The 20,708-nt window shown below is 63.7% G+C and carries 20 protein-coding genes and 1 pseudogene; 17 read left to right on the forward strand and 4 right to left on the reverse strand.

The features are described 5' to 3' along the window. The first annotated feature begins 29 nt into the window (after window positions 1-29). The 4 genes from rseP to fabZ all read left to right on the forward strand — a co-directional run bounded on the left by rseP (window position 30) and on the right by fabZ (window position 5,544). Window positions 30-1,181, forward strand: coding sequence for an RIP metalloprotease RseP (gene rseP / locus AABA84_RS31400; RefSeq protein WP_038949774.1), 1,152 nt, complete (start codon window positions 30-32; stop codon window positions 1,179-1,181). Between the two features lie 177 nt (window positions 1,182-1,358). Continuing rightward, a complete protein-coding gene (gene bamA / locus AABA84_RS31405) occupies window positions 1,359-3,893 on the forward strand; it encodes an outer membrane protein assembly factor BamA (protein WP_212250907.1) in 2,535 nt (844 codons plus the stop codon). 125 nt (window positions 3,894-4,018) lie between these two features. Beyond that, window positions 4,019-5,086 (forward strand): UDP-3-O-(3-hydroxymyristoyl)glucosamine N-acyltransferase, encoded by a 1,068-nt coding sequence (gene lpxD, locus AABA84_RS31410; RefSeq protein ID WP_212250909.1) that lies wholly within the window; start codon window positions 4,019-4,021, stop codon window positions 5,084-5,086. After that, the gene (gene fabZ, locus AABA84_RS31415; protein WP_028141522.1) at window positions 5,083-5,544 is read left to right on the forward strand and encodes a 3-hydroxyacyl-ACP dehydratase FabZ; all 462 of its coding nucleotides are present in this window, start codon (window positions 5,083-5,085) and stop codon (window positions 5,542-5,544) included. Before lpxD ends, fabZ begins: the two co-directional genes overlap by 4 nt. A gap of 27 nt (window positions 5,545-5,571) precedes the next feature. Here fabZ and AABA84_RS31420 read toward each other — a convergent pair whose 3' ends face one another. Then, a complete protein-coding gene (locus AABA84_RS31420; protein ID WP_212250911.1) occupies window positions 5,572-5,895 on the reverse strand; it encodes a KTSC domain-containing protein in 324 nt (107 codons plus the stop codon). A gap of 175 nt (window positions 5,896-6,070) precedes the next feature. On the opposite strand from AABA84_RS31420, the gene lpxA reads away from it, so the two are divergent. The 3 genes from lpxA to lpxB are packed head-to-tail and all read left to right on the forward strand — an operon-like array spanning window position 6,071 to window position 8,915. Beyond that, complete coding sequence (lpxA, locus tag AABA84_RS31425; RefSeq protein ID WP_212250913.1) at window positions 6,071-6,862, forward strand: acyl-ACP--UDP-N-acetylglucosamine O-acyltransferase; 792 nt, start codon at window positions 6,071-6,073, stop codon at window positions 6,860-6,862. Window positions 6,863-6,882: 20 nt separating this feature from the next. Then, window positions 6,883-7,740 (forward strand): LpxI family protein, encoded by an 858-nt coding sequence (locus tag AABA84_RS31430; protein ID WP_212251004.1) that lies wholly within the window; start codon window positions 6,883-6,885, stop codon window positions 7,738-7,740. After that, entirely contained in the window at window positions 7,737-8,915 is a 1,179-nt protein-coding gene (gene lpxB, locus AABA84_RS31435; RefSeq protein WP_212250915.1) for a lipid-A-disaccharide synthase, read from the forward strand. The genes AABA84_RS31430 and lpxB overlap by 4 nt, the downstream gene beginning before the upstream one ends. 165 nt (window positions 8,916-9,080) lie before the next feature. On the opposite strand, the gene gltA is transcribed toward lpxB, so the two are convergent. Together gltA and gltX are read right to left on the reverse strand one after the other, a co-directional pair. After that, complete coding sequence (gene gltA / locus AABA84_RS31440) at window positions 9,081-10,385, reverse strand: citrate synthase (RefSeq protein WP_038971464.1); 1,305 nt, start codon at window positions 10,383-10,385, stop codon at window positions 9,081-9,083. A gap of 146 nt (window positions 10,386-10,531) precedes the next feature. Then, a complete protein-coding gene (gltX, locus tag AABA84_RS31445) occupies window positions 10,532-11,971 on the reverse strand; it encodes a glutamate--tRNA ligase (RefSeq protein WP_212250917.1) in 1,440 nt (479 codons plus the stop codon). A 166-nt stretch (window positions 11,972-12,137) separates the two neighbouring features. Here gltX and AABA84_RS31450 point away from each other — a divergent pair, with 166 nt between their 5' ends. After that, window positions 12,138-13,814 (forward strand): glutamine--tRNA ligase/YqeY domain fusion protein, encoded by a 1,677-nt coding sequence (locus AABA84_RS31450; RefSeq protein WP_212250918.1) that lies wholly within the window; start codon window positions 12,138-12,140, stop codon window positions 13,812-13,814. 7 nt (window positions 13,815-13,821) lie between these two features. Next, window positions 13,822-14,208, forward strand: a complete 387-nt coding sequence (locus tag AABA84_RS31455; RefSeq protein WP_212250919.1) for a nuclear transport factor 2 family protein — start codon at window positions 13,822-13,824, stop codon at window positions 14,206-14,208. Here the strand turns inward: AABA84_RS31455 and AABA84_RS31460 are convergent. Beyond that, a complete protein-coding gene (locus AABA84_RS31460; RefSeq protein ID WP_212250920.1) occupies window positions 14,171-14,932 on the reverse strand; it encodes a hypothetical protein in 762 nt (253 codons plus the stop codon). The genes AABA84_RS31455 and AABA84_RS31460 overlap by 38 nt on opposite strands. Window positions 14,933-15,018: 86 nt before the next feature. On the opposite strand from AABA84_RS31460, the gene AABA84_RS31465 reads away from it, so the two are divergent. From AABA84_RS31465 to AABA84_RS31500, 8 genes and pseudogenes are all read left to right on the forward strand, one after another. Then, window positions 15,019-15,252 (forward strand): DUF2171 domain-containing protein, encoded by a 234-nt coding sequence (locus AABA84_RS31465; protein WP_212250921.1) that lies wholly within the window; start codon window positions 15,019-15,021, stop codon window positions 15,250-15,252. 96 nt (window positions 15,253-15,348) lie between these two features. Next, window positions 15,349-16,260 (forward strand): annotated as a pseudogene (locus tag AABA84_RS31470) (ComEC/Rec2 family competence protein); the annotation flags it as partial. A 161-nt stretch (window positions 16,261-16,421) separates the two neighbouring features. After that, window positions 16,422-17,627 (forward strand): tyrosine-type recombinase/integrase, encoded by a 1,206-nt coding sequence (locus tag AABA84_RS31475; RefSeq protein WP_338314057.1) that lies wholly within the window; start codon window positions 16,422-16,424, stop codon window positions 17,625-17,627. Beyond that, complete coding sequence (locus AABA84_RS31480; protein ID WP_338314058.1) at window positions 17,627-17,944, forward strand: hypothetical protein; 318 nt, start codon at window positions 17,627-17,629, stop codon at window positions 17,942-17,944. The genes AABA84_RS31475 and AABA84_RS31480 overlap by 1 nt, the downstream gene beginning before the upstream one ends. Before the next feature lie 71 nt (window positions 17,945-18,015). Beyond that, window positions 18,016-18,207, forward strand: a complete 192-nt coding sequence (locus AABA84_RS31485; protein WP_140479925.1) for a helix-turn-helix transcriptional regulator — start codon at window positions 18,016-18,018, stop codon at window positions 18,205-18,207. Between the two features lie 2 nt (window positions 18,208-18,209). Beyond that, on the forward strand, window positions 18,210-18,485 hold the full coding sequence (locus AABA84_RS31490; RefSeq protein WP_338314105.1) for a transcriptional coactivator p15/PC4 family protein: 276 nt from the start codon (window positions 18,210-18,212) through the stop codon (window positions 18,483-18,485). Next, on the forward strand, window positions 18,482-18,928 hold the full coding sequence (locus AABA84_RS31495) for a hypothetical protein (RefSeq protein ID WP_338314059.1): 447 nt from the start codon (window positions 18,482-18,484) through the stop codon (window positions 18,926-18,928). The genes AABA84_RS31490 and AABA84_RS31495 overlap by 4 nt, the downstream gene beginning before the upstream one ends. Then, complete coding sequence (locus AABA84_RS31500; RefSeq protein ID WP_338314060.1) at window positions 18,928-20,163, forward strand: AAA family ATPase; 1,236 nt, start codon at window positions 18,928-18,930, stop codon at window positions 20,161-20,163. Before AABA84_RS31495 ends, AABA84_RS31500 begins: the two co-directional genes overlap by 1 nt. Window positions 20,164-20,708 lie beyond the last annotated feature (545 nt).

A 20,708-nucleotide genomic window follows, 5' to 3' on the forward strand; every position in this document is an offset into this window, starting at 1 on the left:
GGCCTTGCGGCGCTGGATGAGGGAATTCGATGATCGACTTTTTTGTCCATAGTTTCAATACGTTGAGCCATGGGCTCCTCGGCTACGCGGTTCCCTTCCTGTTCGTCCTGACGATCGTCGTGTTCTTCCATGAACTCGGCCATTTCCTGGTCGCGCGCTGGGCGGGCGTTCGCGTGTTGACCTTCTCGCTCGGTTTCGGACCTGAGCTGGTTGGTTTCAATGACCGCCACGGCACCCGCTGGAAGATCTCCGCAATCCCGCTCGGCGGCTACGTCAAGTTCTTCGGCGACGAGAGCGAGGCTTCGACCCCGTCGGCCCAGACGCTCGCGGCCATGACGACCGAGGAGCGGGCCGGCAGCTTCCACCACAAGAAGGTCGGCCCGCGCGCCGCCATCGTCGCGGCCGGACCCATCGCCAATTTCATCCTGGGCGCGCTGATCTTCGCGGGCATGGCGCTGTATTACGGCAAGCCGAGCACGATCGCGCGCGTCGACGGCGTCGTCGCCGATGGCGCCGCGGCTGCGGCCGGCTTCAAGATCGGGGATGTCGTCGTCCAGATCGACGGCAAGCCGATCGAGAGCTTTGCCGACATGCAGCGAATCGTTGCGATGAATGCGGGTTCGGCGCTTGCCTTCCAGGTGAAGCGGGACGGCGCCATCGTCTCGCTGACCGCGACGCCGGCGCTGCTCGAGCGCAAGGATCCGTTCGGCAACAGCCACCGCCTCGGTGTGCTTGGCGTCGAGCACAAATCGCAGGCCGGCGAGGCCTCGACCGCCCCGGTGGGCATCGGCGAGGCGCTCAAGATCGGGGTCGAGCAGGTCTGGTTCATCATCACCAGCACCTTCAAGTTCCTGGGCTCGCTGTTCGTCGGAAACGGCAATCCCAACGAGGTCAGCGGCGTCCTGGGCATCGCGAAGATGTCGGGGCAGGCGGCCAGCGCCGGGTTCCAGTTCGTGATCAACCTTTGCGCGGTGCTGTCGGTGTCGATCGGCCTGCTGAATCTGTTCCCGATCCCGCTGCTCGATGGCGGCCATCTGATGTTCTATGCGGCGGAGGTCGTCCGCGGCCGGCCCCTGTCCGAGCGGACTCAGGAGATGGGGTTCCGAATCGGGCTCGGCCTGGTGCTGATGTTGATGGTGTTCGCGACCTATAACGACATCCTGCGGATGGCGGCATCCTGATGGCGGCTTTTTTGTGGCGTTGCTGATGAGCAACGTCTTGGAATGAAATTGAAATTACGACGCTTTCGGCCGTTTGCGGCGTCGGTGAAATTGGCTACAAGCGGCCTGAACTTGGGGAATCTTCCAGACCGGCGTTGGGGTTGGGTCTGGCTCGGAATGATAAGGGCGCGTTGCGCGATGAAGTTTGGACTGCGACTCCGGGGGGGCTTGCTCGCAACCCTGATCATGTTCGGCGCGCCGGCGATTGCCCCGGTCGGGGCTGTTTTTGTGTCTTCGTCTGCGCTTGCTCAGACCGTGCAGTCGATTTCCGTTGAAGGAAATCGCCGGGTCGAGGTGGAGACGATCCGCTCCTATTTCAAGCCGGGTCCGGGCGGCCGCCTGGATCAAGGCGCCATCGACGACGGCCTCAAGGCCTTGATCGAGACCGGCCTGTTCCAGGACGTGAGAATCAACCGCGGCGGCGGCGGCCAGATCGTCGTCTCCGTGGTGGAAAATCCGGTGATCGGCCGGATCGCCTTCGAGGGCAACAAGAAGATCAAGGACGAGCAGCTCACCACTGAAGTCCAGTCCAAGGCGCGCGGCACCTTCTCCCGCGCCATGGTGCAGTCCGACACGCTGCGAATCGCTGAAATCTATCGCCGGTCCGGCCGCTATGACGTGCGCGTCACGCCCGAGGTCATCGAGCAGCCGAACAACCGCGTCGACCTCGTCTTCACGATCGAGGAGGGCGCCAAGACCGGCGTCAAGTCGATCGAGTTCGTCGGCAACGTCGCATTCTCGTCCTACCGCCTCAGGGACGTCATCAAGACCCGCGAATCGAACCTGCTGAGCTTCCTTGCCAGCGGTGACATCTATGATCCCGACCGCGTCGAAGCCGACCGCGACCTGATCCGCCGCTTCTATCTCAAGAACGGTTTCGCCGACGTCCAGGTGGTGGCCGCGCTCACCGAATACGATCCGGAGAAGAAGGGCTTCAACGTCACCTTCAAGATCGAGGAAGGATCGCAGTACCGCGTCGGCGCGCTCGACTTCCGTTCCAGCATTCCGAACTTCGATCCCACCTCGATGCGTGCCTATTCGCGCGTCAATGTCGGCTCGCTCTACAACGTTGAATCGGTCGAGAAATCGGTCGAGGAGATGCAGATCGAGGCCTCGCGCCGCGGCTATGCCTTCGCCGTGGTCCGGCCCGGCGGTGACCGCAATTTCGAGGCGCACACCGTCTCCGTGGTGTTCAACATCGACGAAGGTCCGCGCACCTATATCGAGCGCATCAACCTGCGCGGCAACACGCGTACCCGCGATTACGTGATCCGCCGCGAGTTCGACATCTCCGAGGGCGACGCCTACAACCGCGCCCTGGTCGACCGCGCCGAGCGGCGCCTGAAGAACCTCGACTACTTCAAGAGCGTGAAGATCACGACGGAGCCCGGCTCGTCGAGCGATCGCGTGGTCCTGATCGTCGACATGGAAGAGAAATCGACCGGCGACTTCTCGATCTCGGGCGGTTACTCCACCACCGACGGCGCGCTGGCCGAAGTCTCGATCTCCGAGCGCAACCTGCTTGGCCGCGGTCTGTTCGCCAAGGCGTCGGTGACCTATGGCCAATATGCACGCGGCTACTCGCTGTCGTTCGTCGAGCCATATCTGCTCGACTACCGCGTCGCGCTCGGCCTCGACCTCTATCAGCGCCAGCAGCTGTCCAACAGCTACATCTCCTACGGCACCAAGACGCTCGGCTTCTCGCCGCGCCTCGGCTTCTCCCTGCGTGAAGATCTGGCGCTGCAGCTGCGCTACTCGATCTACCAGCAGGAAATCACGCTGCCGTACTACCTGGCGAACTGTAACAACAACGCCGGTTCGTCCTTCAACCCGAGCCCGGCCTTCGTCAATGCCAATGGCGGTGTTCCGGATCTCAGCTCGACCAACGGCCTCGGCTGCTACAGCGACGGCGAAGCCTCGCTGCCGGTGCGCAAGGAGCTTGCCAACGGCAAGACCCTGACCTCGGCGCTCGGCTATACGCTGACCTACAACACGCTGGACAACAACAAGAACCCCACCGATGGTCTGCTCGTCGACTTCCGTCAGGATTTCGCCGGCGTCGGCGGCGACGTCTCCTACCTGAAGTCCGTCGTCGATGCGAAGTACTATGCTCCGCTGGTGTCCGACATCGTCGGCCTCATCCGCGTGCAGAGCGGCATGCTGAACAAGATCGGCAGCGATCTGCGCATGCTCGATCACTTCCAGATGGGTTCGAACCTCGTCCGCGGCTTTGCCCCGAACGGCATCGGCCCGCGCGATTTGAACCCGTTCGGTTCGCAGGACGCGCTCGGTGGCACCAAGTACTGGGGCGCTTCGCTCGAACTGCAGATGCCGTTCTGGTTCCTGCCGAAGGAAGTGGGTCTGAAGGGTGCGGTCTATGCCGACGCAGGCGGCCTCTACGATTATAAGGGACCGACGAGTTGGACGGGTGTCGGCGGCACGAATGAAGTCAATGTGCCGGGCTGCATCCCCTCGACCGTCAATCCGTCGTCGGCGGGCACCTGTACCGGCCTCGTCTATGACGACAGCAAGGTCGTCCGCTCGTCGGTCGGTGTCGGCCTGATCTGGCAATCGCCGTTCGGTCCGCTGCGCTTCGACTACGCCGTGCCGCTCAGCAAGGGCAAGTACGACCGCACGCAGGAGTTCCGGTTCGGCGGCGGCACTTCGTTCTAATTCGATCAGCACGGCACGATCCGGATCACTGGAGCCGGTTTCCGATAGGGATCGTGCCAATCCAAGAGATGGAGCATGATGCGGCTCGACCGCTTCATGCCGAAGCCGGACCGCGACGGGGTGGAATGGCGCAGCCGACCTTCTTCACAAAGCCGCCTGCCTCAACGCTGGCTGACATTGCCACGCTGACCAAGGCGCAGCTGGTCGATCCCGCCAGGGGCGGCCACATCATCACGGGCCTTGCTTCGCTTGACGAAGCGGGCCCGATGCATCTGGCGTTCTTCGACAACCTCAAATACGCCGATGAGCTCAAGTCGACCAAGGCCGGCGCTTGCCTGGTGAGCCCGCGCTTCGAGGCGCAGGTGCCGGCGCATGTGGCCGTGCTGCGGGTGGCGCAGCCGTTCCGGGCCTTCGTCAGGATCGCGCGGGAATGGCACGGCGAAGCGCTGAGGCCCCAATCCTGGGTCGGCAATGACGGCATCGCGCCGTCGGCGATCATCGATCCCTCGGCCCGGCTCGAGGACGGCGTGATCGTCGATCCCCTGGCCGTGATCGGCCCGGATGTGGAGATCGGCAGCGGCACGGTGGTCGGCGTCGGGGCGGTGATCGGGCCCGGCGTCAAGATCGGCCGGGACTGCAACGTCGGGGCGCGCACCGCGATCCAGTGCGCCCTGATCGGCAACAACGTGCTGATCCATCCCGGCTGCTCGATCGGCCAGGACGGCTATGGCTTCATCTTCTTCGGCCCTGAGGGCCATCTGAAGGTGCCCCAGACCGGGCGGGTGCTGATCCAGAACGACGTCGAGGTCGGCGCCGGGACCACGATCGACCGCGGCAGCTTGCGCGACACCGTGATCGGCGAGGGCACCAAAATCGACAATCAGGTCCAGATCGGTCACAATGTCACGATCGGCCGGCACTGCCTGCTGGCGGCCCAGATCGGCCTCGCGGGCAGCCTGACGATCGGCGACAACGTGGCGCTGGGAGCAAAGGTTGGTATCAACAACCACCTCAAGATCGGCGACGGAGCCCAGGTCACCGCAATGAGCGGCGTCAAGGACGACATCCCGCCGAACGGTCGTTGGGGTGGCTTCTTTGCCAAGCCGACCAAGCAGTGGTTCAAGGAAATTATCGCGGTGGAGCGCCTGGTACGCGACAGCAGGGCTGATCCGAAGGACGAGGGACGGGAATGACGGAGGAATCACCTGTTAAGTTCGAGCTGGTGGACATCAATGCCATCCTCCAGACGCTGCCGCACCGCTTTCCGATGCTGCTGATCGACCGCGTGATCAACATCCGCGCCGATTACAGTGGCATCGGCATCAAGAATGTCACCTTCAACGAGCCGGCCTTCCAGGGGCATTTCCCGGAGCGACCGGTCTATCCCGGCGTCATGATGATCGAGGCCATGGCGCAGACTGCGGGCGTGATCGGCATCAAGTCGGTCGAGGGCACCGACAAGCCGCGGGCGGTCTATTTCCTCACCATCGACAAGTGCAAATTCCGCAAGCCCGTGCTCCCCGGCGATACCATCGAGTATCACATGCGCTCGCTCGGCCGCCGCAAGGCCATGTGGTGGTTTCACGGCGACGCCAAGGTGAACGGGCAGGTGGTTGCGGAGGCCGACGTCGGCGCCATGCTGACGGACTGAGCAGCACGCGGGTCGCGCCGGGCGGGTTCACCCGCCGCAATCGTAGCGGCCACCGGGGGCCTCGCGCTTGATGTTTTGGTTGAAGAACTGTCCCATGGAAGGCGCGCCCAGGAGACGGTCGGCCGTCTCGGCCGCGACGCCGCAATAGCGCGCATAGCTGCCGCCGGTCGCGACGACGAGGTCGTGCTGCGCACGGTCGTAGCAGACACGCTGAAGCACCGTGCTGCGGCTGATGTCGCGGCATTCGAATGTCGCAAGGTCGATGCGGCGGCGTTCTCCGGTCTCGACCGTCTCGGACACGATCGGTGCGGCCGCGAGCTGTGCGAGCAGAAGTGCCAGGGCCCTGACCATGAAAGCTGAAGCTCCGCATGAAGTTGTTGAGGAGCCGGGAAGGCCGCCTCATCCGGCACTTGAAACAGGCAGAGATGATACGTCACTGGACAGATCGGGCATAGTCGCGCTAACCACCGGAAAACTGAGCGACTTCAACGCATAACCAGACCTTCTTGACGAGTAAGATTGCTTGATGAGCAAGATTGATCCCACCGCACGGGTCGCGGACGGCGCCGTGATCGGCGAGGGCACCGAGATCGGGCCCTATTGCATCATCGGCCCGAATGTCGTGATCGGCGCGAATTGCAAGCTGATCGGGCATGTGCACATCACCGCGCAGACGACCATCGGCGACGATTGCACCATCTATCCTTTTGCCTCCCTGGGCACGCCACCGCAGTCGCTCAGCTACAGGGGCGAGCTGACGAAGCTCCAGATCGGATCGGGCTGCACCATCCGCGAATCCGTGACCATGAATGCCGGCACCGTCGCGGGCGGCGGCATCACCACGGTCGGTGACCGCGGGTATTTTATGAACTGCAGCCATGTCGGACACGACTGCCATGTCGGCAATGACGTGATCTTCGCGACGTCGGCGACGCTTGGCGGTCATTGCGAGATTGGCGACTTCGTCTTCATCGGCGGCCTCTCCGCAGTGCACCAGTTTACCCGCATCGGGCCGCAGGTCATGGTCGGCGGCGTGTGCGGCGTGCGCGACGACATCATCCCGTTCGGGCTGGTCAACGGCCAATACGCGGCGCTGGAAGGCCTCAACCTGATCGGCATGAAGCGGCGCAAGTTCACCAAGCAGCGGCTTGCGACGGTGCGCGGGTTCTATCAAAAGCTCTTTCATGGCTCAGGCACCTTCGCCGAGCGATTAGAGGCGTCCAGGCCGCTCGCAGGCGAAGATCCGGCGATCGCCGAAATCCTCGACTTCATCGGCAAGGGCAAGCGCCCGCTCTGTCTTCCCGCCATCGCGAAGTGATTTCGAACATGGCCGCGGACATGACATCGGCGGCGTCGGACATTTCATCGCCGGTCGGCATCGTCGCCGGCGGCGGCGCGATGCCGTTCGCGGTCGCCGACTCGCTTGCCGCGCGCGGCATCACGCCGGTGCTGTTTCCGCTGCGCGGGGCCTGCGATCCCGCCCGGGTGGAGAAATTCCGCCATCGCTGGATCTCGGTCGGCCAGCTCGGCCGCGCGATGCGACTGTTCCGCGAGGAGGGCTGCCGCGACCTGATCTTCATCGGCACCTTGGTGCGACCCTCGCTCTCCGAGATCCGGTTCGATGTCAAGACGATGCGGTTGCTCGGCAATGTCATCCGCGCCTTTCGCGGCGGCGACGATCATCTCTTGTCCGGCGTCGGCCGCATCCTCGAGCAGGACGGCTTTCGCATGGTTGGCATCAAGGACCTCGCACCCGATCTGTTGATGCCCGAGGGCTGCATCAGCCGCGCCTGGCCGAACGACAACAGCAAGACCGACATTGCGCGCGGACGCGCGGTGCTGACTGCGCTCGGTCCGTTCGACATCGGTCAGGCTGCGGTGGTGATCGACGGCCATGTGGTGGCGGTCGAGGATATCGAGGGCACCGATGCGCTGCTCGCACGCGTCGCGCGGCTGCGCGAGGAGGGGCGCATTCGCGCCGCCGCCGGCCGCGGCGTGCTGGTAAAGGCGCCGAAGAGCAGCCAGGATCTGCGCTTCGACCTGCCGACGATCGGTCCGCGCACCATCGAAGGCGTCGCCAAGGCCGGCCTTGCCGGTATCGCCGTCATCGCCGGCAACACCATCGCCGCCGAGCCGCAGGCAATGATCGCCCTCGCGGACGCGAAATATCTCTTCATCATCGGTCTGCCGGCGTGATGCAGTCGCGCGATCCCCAGCGCAAGATCTTCCTGATCGCCACGGAGGAATCCGGCGACCGGCTCGGCAGCGCCTTGATGAAGGTGCTGCGCCAGCGCCTCGGCGACGGCGTGCAGTTCGTCGGCGTCGGCGGCCGCACCATGGCGCGCGAGGGGCTGGAATCGCTATTTCCGATCGAGGAGTTGTCGATCGTCGGCTTCGCCGCGGTGGTGCAGCAATTGCCGAAGATCCTGCGGCTGATCCGCGAGACGGCCGACGCCGTGGCCGAGGCCGCGCCGGATGCGCTCGTCATCATCGACAGCCCCGACTTCACCCATCGCGTCGCCCGCCGCGTGCGCGCGAAGAATCCTGCGATCCCGATCGTCGATTACGTCTCGCCGCAGCTCTGGGCGTGGCGGCCGGGGCGGGCGCGGACCATGCTCGGTTATGTCGACCATGTGCTCGGTCTCCTGCCGTTCGAGCCCGAGGAATACCGCAAGCTCGGCGGACCGCCCTGCAGCTATGTCGGCCATCCCCTGATCGAGCAATTGGCCTCGCTGCGGCCGAACGCGGAGGAGCAGACGCGCCGCGATGGCGAGCCGCCGGTGCTGCTGGTGTTGCCCGGCAGCCGCCGCAGCGAGGTCAGGCACCATCTCGAGGTGTTTGGCGGGGCGCTCGGCCGCTTGCAGGCGGAAGGCCACGCCTTCGAACTGATGCTGCCGACCATGCCGCATCTCGAAGCCACGATCCGCGAAGGCATCGCAAGCTGGCCGATCAAGCCAAGGGTCGTGACCGGCGAAAACGAGAAGCGCGCCGTGTTCCGGATCGCGCGTGCGGCACTGGCCAAATCCGGTACGGTGACGCTGGAGCTCGCACTGTCGGGTATTCCGATGGTGACGGCCTACCGCGTCGGTGCACTTGAGGCCTTCATCCTGCGCCGCGCGATCCGCGTCTCCTCGGTGATCCTTGCCAATCTCGTGATCGGCAGAGATGTCATTCCGGAGTTCCTGCAAGAGGAATGCACGCCGGAGAAGCTGGCGCCGGCACTCGCTGAGGTGCTGACGGATTCGCCGCTGCGGAGGCAGCAGGTCGAGGCCTTTGGCCAACTCGATCAGATCATGTCGACCGGCAACAAGTCACCGAGCGTGCTCGCCGCCGACATCGTGCTGGCGACGATGCGGAGCGTGCGGCGATAGGGCGACGGTCTCGTCGGGTGGGCAAAAGCGAAAGCGTGCCCACGATGTCTTGGTCGGTCGCGGAGAGACGGTGGGCACGCTGCGCTTTGTCCACCCTACAAGGCTCAAACAAAAACGGCGCCATCTTGCGATGGCGCCGTTTCGAAAGCCGTATCGGCTTGGATCTTACTTGCGATCCTTGATCGCGACGTAGTCGCGGCGGGTGACGCCGGTGTAGAGCTGGCGCGGACGGCCGATCTTCTGCTGCGGGTCCTCGATCATCTCGCTCCACTGGCTGATCCAGCCGACGGTGCGGGCGACCGCGAACAGCACGGTGAACATCGAGACCGGGAAGCCCATCGCCTTCAGCGTGATGCCCGAATAGAAGTCGACGTTCGGGTAGAGCTTGCGGTCGATGAAGTACTGGTCGCTGAGCGCGATCTTCTCGAGCTCGAGCGCCACCTTCAGCATCGGATCGTCGCCATGGCCGGTCTCCTTGAGCACGGCGTGACACATCTTCTGCATGATCTTGGCGCGCGGATCGTAGTTCTTGTAGACGCGATGACCAAAGCCCATCAGGCGGACTTCGGAATTCTTGTCCTTCACCTTGGCGATGAATTCGGGAATCTTGTCCACGGAGCCGATCTCGGCGAGCATCGCGAGGGCGGCCTCGTTGGCGCCGCCATGCGCCGGACCCCACAGGCAGGCGATGCCGGCGGCGATGCAGGCGAACGGGTTGGCGCCGGACGAGCCGGCGATGCGCACCGTCGAGGTCGAGGCGTTCTGCTCGTGGTCGGCGTGCAGGATGAAGATCTTGTCCAGTGCATCAGCCAGCACCGGGTTGATCTTGTAGTCCTCGCACGGCACGGCGAAGCACATGTGCAGGAAGTTCTCGGCGAACTTGAGCGAGTTCTTCGGGTACACGAAGGGCTGGCCGACCGTGTACTTGTAGGCCATCGCCGCCAGCGTCGGGATCTTGGCGATCATGCGCATGGAAGCGATCATGCGCTGCTTCGGATCGTTGATGTCGGTGGAGTCGTGATAAAACGCGGCGAGCGCGCCGACCGCGGCCACCATGATCGCCATCGGATGCGCGTCGCGGCGGAAGCCCTGGAAGAAGCGGGCCATCTGCTCGTGCACCATCGTGTGATGGGTCACGCGGTCGTCGAAATCCTTCTTCTGCGCGGCGGTCGGCAGATCCCCGAACAGCAGGAGATAGCAGGTCTCGAGGAAGTCGCCGTTCTCGGCGAGCTGCTCGATCGGGTAGCCGCGGTATTCCAGCACGCCCGCGTCGCCGTCGATATAGGTGATCTTCGACTGGCAGCTCGCGGTGGAGGTGAAGCCGGGATCGTAGGTGAACAGGCCGGACTGGCCGTAGAGCTTGCCGATATCGACGACATCAGGCCCGACGCTGCCGCTGTGGATCGGGAGATCGTAGTTCTTGTTTCCGACCGTCAGCGTAGCGGTCTTATTGCTCGGTTTTGCGTCCATCGTAGGTCCCCGATGAAATGTGAAGCGGGCCGGAGCCGGAGGCCCCCTTGCGAGATGATGGGGCAGGCCGGATGTTCCAGAAGGTACGGGGGAGATGGGTATATTATTGCTGTGTGCGCTGCAAGATCACCGCACGCATGCTCGACTTACGTCTTAGTCTGGTCCTTGGACTGATCCTTAAGCCGGCCGAGGCTTTCCTGGCGTCCCAGGACGTCCAAAACCTCAAATATACCAGGCGACGTCGTCCGCCCGGTCAGCGCGGCTCGCAAGGGTTGGGCGACCGCGCCGAGCTTGAGACTATTTTCCTCGGCAAAAGCGCGTAGCGCGGCCTCCGTGGTGGCGCCGCTCCATGTCTCGACTTTCTCCAGCGCGGAATGAAGCTGGCCGATCAGCTTGCGGTTCTCTTGCGTCAACAGCGCTTGCGCCTTGGGATCGAGCTCCAGCGGCCGGTCGGCGAAGATGAAATAGGCGCTGTCGATCAGCTCGATCAGCGTCTTGGCGCGCTCCTTTAGGGCCGGCATGGCCTTGAGAAGCTGCGCGCGCGTGGTGTCGTTTAACTTGGCCTTAAGCTCGTCGCGTGCGGGCACGAGATGGTCGAGCACGTCCTCGAACATCTTCACGAGTGATTGATCGTCGGCGTGGCGGATGTAGTGGCCGTTGAGGTTCTCCAGCTTGGCGAAATCGAAGCGGGCGGCGGCGCGGCCGACGCTGGCGAGATCGAACGCCGCGATCATTTCCTCGGTCGAGAAGATCTCCTGGTCGCCATGGCTCCAGCCGAGCCGGACGAGGTAATTGCGTAGCGCGGCCGGCAGATATCCCATGGCGCGGTAGGCATCGACGCCGAGCGCACCGTGGCGCTTGGACAGCTTCGAGCCGTCCGGGCCGTGGATCAGGGGGATGTGGGACATGCTCGGCAGAGCCCATCCCATCGCATCGTAGATCTGCTTCTGGCGCGCGGCGTTGATCAGATGATCGTCGCCGCGGATCACATGGGTGACGCCCATGTCGTGATCGTCGACCACCACCGCGAGCATGTAGGTCGGGTTGCCATCGCCGCGCAAAAGCACGAGGTCGTCGAGGTTCTCGTTCTGCCAGACCACGCGGCCCTGAACCTGATCCTCGATCACGGTCTCGCCGGTCTGCGGTGCGCGCAGGCGGATGGTCGGCTTGACGTCGTTTGGCGCGGTCGCTGGATCGCGGTCGCGCCACATCCCGTCATAGAGGCGGGTGCGCCCTTCCGCGCGCGCCTTCTCGCGCATGGCGGTCAGCTCCTCGGCGGTCGCGTAGCAGCGGTAGGCCTTGCCGTCGGCGAGCAGCTGCTCGGCGACCTCGCGGTGGCGCGCGGCGCGGCTGAACTGGTAGATGACCTCGCCGTCCCAGCCGAGCTCCAGCCATTTCAGACCGTCGAGGATGGCGCCGATCGCCGCCTCCGTGGAGCGCTCCCGGTCGGTGTCCTCGATCCGGAGCAGCATCTTGCCGCCGTGCTTTTTCGCGTACAGCCAGTTGAACAGCGCTGTGCGGGCGCCCCCGATATGGAGGAAGCCGGTCGGCGAGGGAGCGAAGCGCGTGACGACGGAATTGGTCATTCTTGGCAGGGCCTATGCTTTGGAGGCGGTGGTGTATAGCAGGAACGGGACATAAACAAAGCCCGTCGGCGGATCTGCCAAGCCCCGCTTGAGGCCTGCTTAAGCTCTTGGCTCAGGCTCCCGAATTTGGCAGAAGAACCGCTGATTTCCCGACAGGATTTTCGTAATGACAGAACCGGTGGCAGCTGAGGTTGGGCGCGATTTCATTCGTGACATCGTCCAGGCCGACCTCGACCAGGGCAAATACAGGGAGATCGTGACCCGGTTCCCGCCGGAGCCGAACGGCTATCTGCATATCGGCCATGCCAAGTCGATCGCGCTTAATTTCGGCATCGCCCAGGAGTTTCCGGGCCGCTGCCATCTGCGTTTCGACGACACCAATCCGGTCAAGGAAGAGCAGGAATATATCGATTCCATCCAGGCCGACGTGCGCTGGCTCGGCTTCGACTGGGGCAAGAACCTGTTCTTTGCCTCCGATTATTTCGACCGCCTGTACGAATGGGCGGAGCAGCTGATCCGCGACGGGCTCGCCTATGTCGACGACCAGACCCAGGAGGAGATCCGCCTCTCGCGCGGCACGCTGACCGAGCCCGGCAAGAACTCGCCGTTCCGCGACCGCGGTGTGGACGAAAACCTCGACCTGTTCCGCCGCATGAAGGCCGGTGAATTCCCGAACGGCACGCGGGTGCTGCGGGCCAAGATCGATATGGCCGCGGGCAACATCAATCTGCGCGACCCCGTGTTGTACCGCATCCTGCACGCGCACCATCCGCGCACCGGCACCAAGTGGCACATCTATCCGAGCTACGATTATGCGCACGGCCAGTCGGACGCGATCGAGGGCATCACGCATTCGATCTGCACGCTGGAGTTCGAGGACCACCGGCCGCTCTATGACTGGTTCATCGAGAAGCTGCCGGTGCCGTCACAGCCGCACCAGTACGAATTCGCGCGGCTCAACCTGACCTATACGCTGCTGTCCAAGCGCGTGCTGACCCAGCTCGTCCGCGACGGCCACGTCGCAGGCTGGGACGATCCGCGGATGCCGACCATGGCGGGGATGCGCCGCCGCGGCGTGCCGCCGGCGGCCTTGCGCGAATTCGTCAAGCGCATCGGCGTCGCCAAGGCCAACAGCGTGGTCGACGTCGGCATGCTCGAGTTCTGCATCCGCGAGGAGCTGAACCGCACGTCGCAGCGACGCATGGGCGTGCTGCGGCCGCTGAAGGTGGTGATCGAGAACTATCCGGAAGGGCAGACCGAGGAGCTCGAGGCGATCAACCATCCGGATGACCCGTCCGCCGGCACGCGGAAAATCACGTTCGGCCGCGAACTCTATATCGAGCAGGACGACTTCATGGAGAACCCGCCGAAGAAGTTCTTCCGCCTGTCGCCGGGCAACGAGGTGCGGCTGCGCTACGCCTATTTCGTCAAGTGCACCGGCGTGATCAAGAACGACAAGGGCGAGGTGGTGGAGCTGCGCTGCACCTATGATCCCGCGACCAAGGGCGGCAACGCGCCCGACGGACGCAAGGTCAAGGCGACCATGCACTGGCTGCCGGCCGTGACGTCGGTGCCGGCGGAGATCCGCATCTACAACCAGCTGTTCTCAAATCCGAGCCCGGACGCGTCGAACTTCGCGGCCGATCTCAATCCGAATTCGCTGGAGATCCTGCCCGACGCCCGTATCGAAGCGTCGGTGGCGGAGAGCAATGCGACCGAGCCGATGCAGTTCGAGCGCCAGGGCTATTTCGTCCGTGACAAGGACTCGAAACCGGGCAAGCCGGTGTTCTCACGCACCATCGGCCTGCGGGATACATTCGCGAAGGAAGTCGCGAAAGGGTGATGCGCATATGAGCGGGGAAGCCGACGCCATCGTTTCCGCCATCATCGCGAAATGGTGCGCCGGCTTCGCGACGCTCGACGCGGCTGCGCTGTCCGGGCTTTATTCGAAGAACGCTTTCTTCTTCGGCTCGAACCCAAAGCTCTATCGGGGCAGGGGCGGCGTTGTCGATTACTTCAACGGCCTGCCGCGCTGGCGCAAGCCGAACGCGACGTTTTCCGAGGTCAAAGCAGCACAGGCCGGTCCTGATCTCATCAACATGGGTGCGACCATCACCTTCGACCTCGCCGGCGAACGCCCCGATCTCGTCGTTAAGATGAGCTGGGTGATCATCCCTGAGGATGGCGACTGGAAGATCGTCAATCACCACGCTTCGGCGAAGGCGCCGCTGATCTAGCAGGCTGTCCGGTAGAGGGGGCGGCGTTGTTTCCGGATGTAGCCGGATTCGGTGTCATATACCGCGTTATGGCCTTTGGAAAAGTAACGTGCAGGCGTTCCGCGAGGTTGGTCCTGGCCTCGTTACTCAAGGGCTCCACTTTGGTCCGGGCATTAAATGTGCGCCTTCCAAAGAGTGGTGTCGGGACGAAGTTATAGTCGATGAAGAAGGACCCGATATTGACGATCTCGTTGCTTCCAATCCGAAATCGGGCAAAATCCCCCTTGAGTTCGATACCGGCGCTTGGCTGTGTGCAACCCACTTTTTGCAAGGTGTATGTCCCGGGGGCCAGCACAGCTACCGCTCCATATGACGCGCCGCTAAGAATACGACCGAACAGCCTCGGCGTTTTCTCGACCTCGAACGTATTACTTTCGCCCTTGTCGGAAACCACCGTGACCCAGATGTCCTGACACATCGGCACGCGTGAACTCTCTTCGATCAGGCGTGCGTGCATGAAGACGAGAGAAGTGCCTGGAGTTCGCTCTTGAGCCCTCTTCAGTCTATCCGAGAGTCTCTCTTCGGTCTGTGTGTCAGCACGCGCGATCGTAACACTCACAAATGAAAGAATGAGACTGAGGAAAATGTAACGCTTCGTCATATGGTCATGAGGATCAAGATGGAGGGGAAATGCGCGGACTTTTGTTGCAATTTTTAGTTGCGCATGAAGTGCATCCTGCGTCAAGCATGCAACTGGAATTAGGCCGAGCTGCCGCTTATGAACGAAAGATCGTCTCCCGCGTTGTGGAAGCTCCATTGAAGGAGTTCACCATGCAAGACATCGCAGAGCATATGGAAGTCATCGGCGCCGACGGCGTCCATGTGGGCACCGTCGACAAGGTCGAGGGCAACCGCATCAAGCTGACCAAGAAGGACAGCGGCGAGGGCAGCCACAAGGGCCATCATCATTTCATCGACAAGGGGCTCGTCGCCGGTGTCGAGGGAAACAAGGTTCGGCTGTCGGCCAAGGCGGATGTCGCTGTGACCATGGAAGAGGAAAAGTAGGGGGAGGCTCCCTTCGTTCTCGATTTGTGCCGCTATTCGCGCGGCCGCACGTTCCGGTAGCCTTGGCGGCAATCGCGTCGCGTAGGGTGCAGGGATATGGCGGAGCCGGGCCGGCCAGCACGGTCCCAGGGGATAGCCGGGACGTGGCCGGTCGGTCGCGCTGCGCCAGCCGGCGGCTTCGCGCCGGCGGGCTTTGGAGCCTGGCCGGCCATCGTCGAGACGCTGCGCGAATGGGCCCGCGCCGAAGCCGGCGCCGGGCGACTGTTGCCGTGGGTGCCTGTCGCCTTTGGCGGTGGCATCGCACTCTATTTTGCCGCCGATCATGAGCCGGTGCTGTGGGTCGTTGCCGCGACGGCGATCGCGCTCACGTTTGGCGCGATCCTGTTGCGGCGGAGCCGGCTGTTTGCGCCGGCGATCATGATCGCGGCGGTCGCTTCCGGCTTTGCCGTGGCGACCTGGAAGACGGCGCGCATCGCCCACCCCGTGCTGGCAAAACCGCTCTATTCGGTGTCGCTGTCGGGTTTCGTCGAGGCCCGCGACATCCGCGAGCGCACCGATCGTTTCGTGCTGCGCGTCACGGCGATGGAAGCGCAGCGCAGCGAGGTCAAGCTCGAGCGCGTCCGCCTGTCGGTGCGCAAGGGCACTGCGCCCGAGGTCGGCAGCTTCGTTCAAATGAAGGCCCGGCTGATGCCGCCGCTCTCGCCGGTGCGCCCCGGCAGCTATGACTTTTCGCGCGACATGTTCTTTCAGGGCATCGGCGCCTCCGGCTTCGTGATGGGCACGATCACGGCTTCAATCCCGCCCGATGCCGGCGGCCTGCGGCTGCGCTATGCGGCCTTCATGCAAGGCCTGCGCGATGCGATCGACGCCCGCATCCGCGCCACGCTCGAAGGTGACAACCGTGCGATCGCCACAGCGCTGCTCACCGGGCGGCGCGATGCGATTACGACGCCCGTCAATGACGCGATGTTCATCTCGGGGCTCGGCCATGTGTTGTCGATCTCCGGCTAACAGATAGCCTCACCGGTCAGAAGCGTTCACGACGCTTCAAAATCCACAGTTTTCAACGGCTTAGGCCAAGAAGCACGTGGCGGCTTCCTTCACACGCGGTCACTATTGGTCATCGGTTTGCGTCCCCCGTGCTTCCCAAAAAGGATGGACTGCTTCCCATGCTCAAGATTGCCGACGATCGCATCCGCTTTACCGACACCTACGTCCGGCGCCTCAGCCTGCCGGCCGGCAAGGCCGACCACATTGCATGGGACCCGGACCTGCCGGGCTTTGGCGTGCGTCTCAGGACCGGCAAGGCGTCCTACGTGGTGCAATACCGCGTCGGGATTGAGCAGCGCCGCAAGAGCCTTGGGGACGTTCGAAAGGTCACCCTGGAGGACGCCCGCGGCATCGCCCGGAAGCGTTTCGCGCAGATCGAGCTCGGCATCGACCCTGACGCGGAGGAGGAGAAGCGGCGGGTCGACCAAGCCGCCGATGCCCAGACCTTCGAAAAAGCTGTGGAACTGTACCTGGAAGCGCAGAAGCCGCGAGTGAGGCCGAACACCTACATCGCCGAGGAGCGCTACCTGCGGCGGCACTGCCAGCCCATCCAACGGAAGCCGGTCAGCAAGGTCAGCTTCGAGGAGGTCGCCATCCTTCTGCGCGCCCTGGTTCGGGACCACGGGCCGACGTCAGCCGCACGGGCGCGCGGCGCGCTCCTTGCATTTTTCTCGTGGTGCATGCGCCAAGGGCTGGCTAAGGCCAACCCGGTGATTGGGACGGAGAACCCGATCCGCGGCAAGGAGCCTCGAGATCGCGTTTTGAACGACGACGAGATCCGCATCATCTGGCGCAATTGTCTGGACGACGATTTCGGGAAGATCGTCCGGCTTCTATTGCTGACCGCCTGTCGTCGTGACGAAATCGGCGGCCTGCGGTGGGATGAACTAGATCTCGCCGACTGCAAGCTTGTGCTGCCAAGGGAGAGAACCAAAGCAAAGCGGGCGCACGAACTCCCGTTGGTGCCGACCGCGCTTGAGATCGTCCAGTCGATCGCACGGCGTAACAGCCGCGATACGCTATTCGGAGGCGGCGCAAACGGCTTCAACGCGTGGTCCTACAACACGCTCGCACTCAGCGGGCGCATCACCGCGGCCGAAGGCAGGGCTTTGGCGCCTTGGCGGCTGCACGATCTCCGCCGGACCGTCCGCACCCGCATGGGGAAGCTCGGCGTCCTCCCGCATGTGGCCGAGCTGGTGCTGAACCATGCCGGTCACAAGTCCGGAATCGGCGGCGTCTATGACCATCACGATTACGGCCCAGAGATCGCGGAAGCGCTTCAGAAGTGGGAGGCGCACCTGCTGGAAATCGTGGGCGCCGCGTGATGGGCAGGCCGCCTTCAAAGCTGGTCACTACACCGCCAAAGGCTGCGCAGGCGAAGCCGGGAGGGAAGAAGGCATCGATCCGATCAGATTACTTTACGCGCGCGGAACTAGTTGCCCTCGAGCAGTCCTGGCATCTCGGCAATCCGGACGCGGGGAGGGAGGCGTTTTACCGCTGGTATGCCGAACACTACTTTGGCCTTTCACCAGAAAAGATCGAACGCGCCGAGCTGGAGAGGGTTAGGCAGCTTTTTCGTGACGCGAAAGTCAGGGCTCGAGAGGCGGGCTGGCTTGACGACGAGGATAAGACCGAGGGCTGAGTTATTTTACGGTGAACGCCGGGCTTCTGACGAATACCCCTGACGCATCGAAGCACTCAGGGAGGTTCATCGTGGACGACGATCGCGTAATGTCTTTCGAAGAGTGGTGCCTGCTTAATGGTTTTTCTCGCAGCACCGGACAGCGCCTTGTTGCCAGCGGCAAGGGACCGGCATTCATTCGTTTGTCGACCCGCCGGGTAGGGGTGACAGTGGCAGAGAACCGCCGCTGGCAGGCTTCGCGTCGTATCGAGACGGCGGCTTGATCATGGTGAAGCGCCCCGAGCTCGCCGAACCGGTCGAGATCTTCAAGGGTTGGATTAACCGCAGGCACGACGCGCTCATCGTGAATTTGCAGACCTTCAACGGTACCAATCTCGTCGACCTCCGCAAATATGTGATGCACCGCGACGGATGCTTGAAGCCTTCCGCGAAGGGCATCGCCGTGAGCGTGCGGCGGCTCCGCGAATTGCACAACGCAATTGGCAAGGCCGTGGTGAGAGCGGAGGAACTGGGCCTCATCGATAAGGATGGCGTCGAGTGAGTGCCGCTGAAGAATTTGCAAGATGCTGCGCCTCGCAGCGGTGGTTCGTCGACGAGGGCTGGGTCGAGAAGCAGGTCGCGGTGGACATTCTGCAAATCTTTGCGGAAGCCGCCGGCTACCTTGACGATCTGGGACAGGACGAAGTGCAGCGGCGGATGGGCGAGGCCTTTGCGCCGATCGAGGACCTGCCGTCCGACTATGCATCGCAATTGTTGATGCAGTGGGAGCTTGCCGATCCGCGCGACCGCTGGCGCTGGACGGGCGAAATGCCGCCAGTGCTGCAGGTCACAGCCATCGAGAAGCCGCAGCGCCGTACATCCCAGGCAACTGTCGATGCCTTCCGCTACGTGGCGAGCCTGGGCGATGCTGACCGGCTGGCCGGATGGCTCCGCAATCACCCTGATGACGCCGCGTCGCTGCTCGAGACGGTGGAGGCCGCATAATGCTCACCGCCGCAAATCGGGCGATGGCCCTCCAGGTTTTCGAGGACCTTGGCTTCAGGGGTGAAGCCGCATCACACGACGAGGCGCCACCCGTAGATTCCTTCGAAGCTTTCGGTGATGGTGAGCCGACGGGGCCGGAGGTGACGTCGGTTGACGCGCGCAGGCCTGCCTACCCTGGGGTCGCACCGGCGTCGCTGGCACTTGTCAGTCCGTCGGCGTGGCGCGGCGTCGCGCTGCTGCGCATGCGCTGGCTCGCCACAAGCCGGATCCCTGCGAGTGACGCCACGATCCTCTCGGGCGACGGCGGCGGCGGCAAGACCACGGTGGCGCTGCAACTTGCCGTTTCCGTCGCCTGTGGCCTCGGTGACTGGCTCGGCACCACCGTAGAGGCTGGGCCCGTGATCTTTTTCAGCGCCGAAGAGCCGGACCACGAAATGCGTCGGCGGCTGGTCCGCGTCGCCGAGAAGCGCGGCCTCAATCCGGACGAGATCGAGGGGCTGCACTTCCACTTCGCCAGCCCGGAAAACTGCCTGCTAGCTGTGTCACGGCCCGACGGGGTCATGGTCCCCACGCCACTGTTCGAGGCGCTAGCGACTGCTGCAGGACAAATCCGGCCGGTTTTGATCGTGGTCGACAGCATCGCCGCGACATTCGGCGGCAATCAAAACGACCGCGTCAGCGCTCGCACCTTTGTCAGCCTCTTTCGGCGGCTGGCCCAGAACTGCGCTTGCTCGGTACTGCTCCTCGACCATCCCAGCTTGTCCGGCATCACCAGCGGCACCGGCCGCGGCGGCAGCATGGATTGGCAGAACGCGACCCGGGCGCGCCTGCATCTCGAGACTGTGCAGACAGACGGCGGCAGCACCGGCCGCGTGCTCGAGGTGAAGAAATCGAACTACGGGCCCACCGGCGAGAAGGTGAAGCTGCAGTGGGAGGATGGTTGCTTCGTCATGGAGGGCACGGCCAGCGCCCCGCACCAGGCCGCGGCGCACGCCAGCGCCGAGCAGCGCTACCTTGAATGCCTGGACGCCATCACCGCGCAGGGCCGCCACGTCTGCCACGCTCCAGGCCGCGGCTACGCGCCCAAGACATTCGCAGAGATGCCCCAGGCTGGCGGGATGACGTGGCGCGCATTCCAGGCCGCACAGGAACGCCTCTTTGCGACCGGCGCTATCGAGAACGTCGCCTATGGTCCGAAGTCTAAGGGCACCAAATGCATCGCGAGGAAGGCCTGACCATGCCTGCGATCCCCCTGCGATCCGTTCGGAACACCCTGCGATCCCCCTGCGATCCCCATACCGATCAACCTTCTATCCGCCTGCGATCCGCTGCGATCCCCCTGCTTCTTTCTCCCCTTATACCCCGGGCGGATCGCAGCCCCGCCTTGGGCCGGTGGGCCCGTCGGTCCGGCGACCCGAAAAAGGGAAGGGACGCAAGAAGGGGAAAAGCAGCTCGTTGTTGGCACGCGTGCCGTAACGCCAAGGTTGGCGCCGGCCGGCGGTGCATTAGGCACCAGCCTGGTCGACGGCATAACCGGTTACGGTCGTGCTCGCGACCGGCTGGGGCGCTTCCCATGCGCTTCCCGATATCGCGGTATGCATCGCAGTTGTTCGCCAACGCATTGATTGCGCTGTCCGACCGCAATTGCCGTCCGATTTGTCCCAATCATGTGGCGTCGATCGGGAAGGGGTTTTCGCGCGCGCTCTCTCATGAACTTCAGCACTCTTGGAAGCTGACGCGCGCGCGAGAGAGCCGGCGGATCGCCTGTCAGATGCCATGG

Origin of the sequence: Bradyrhizobium sp. TM239 (genome assembly GCF_036247985.1) — a bacterium.
In the GTDB taxonomy this organism is placed as follows: domain Bacteria; phylum Pseudomonadota; class Alphaproteobacteria; order Rhizobiales; family Xanthobacteraceae; genus Bradyrhizobium; species Bradyrhizobium ottawaense.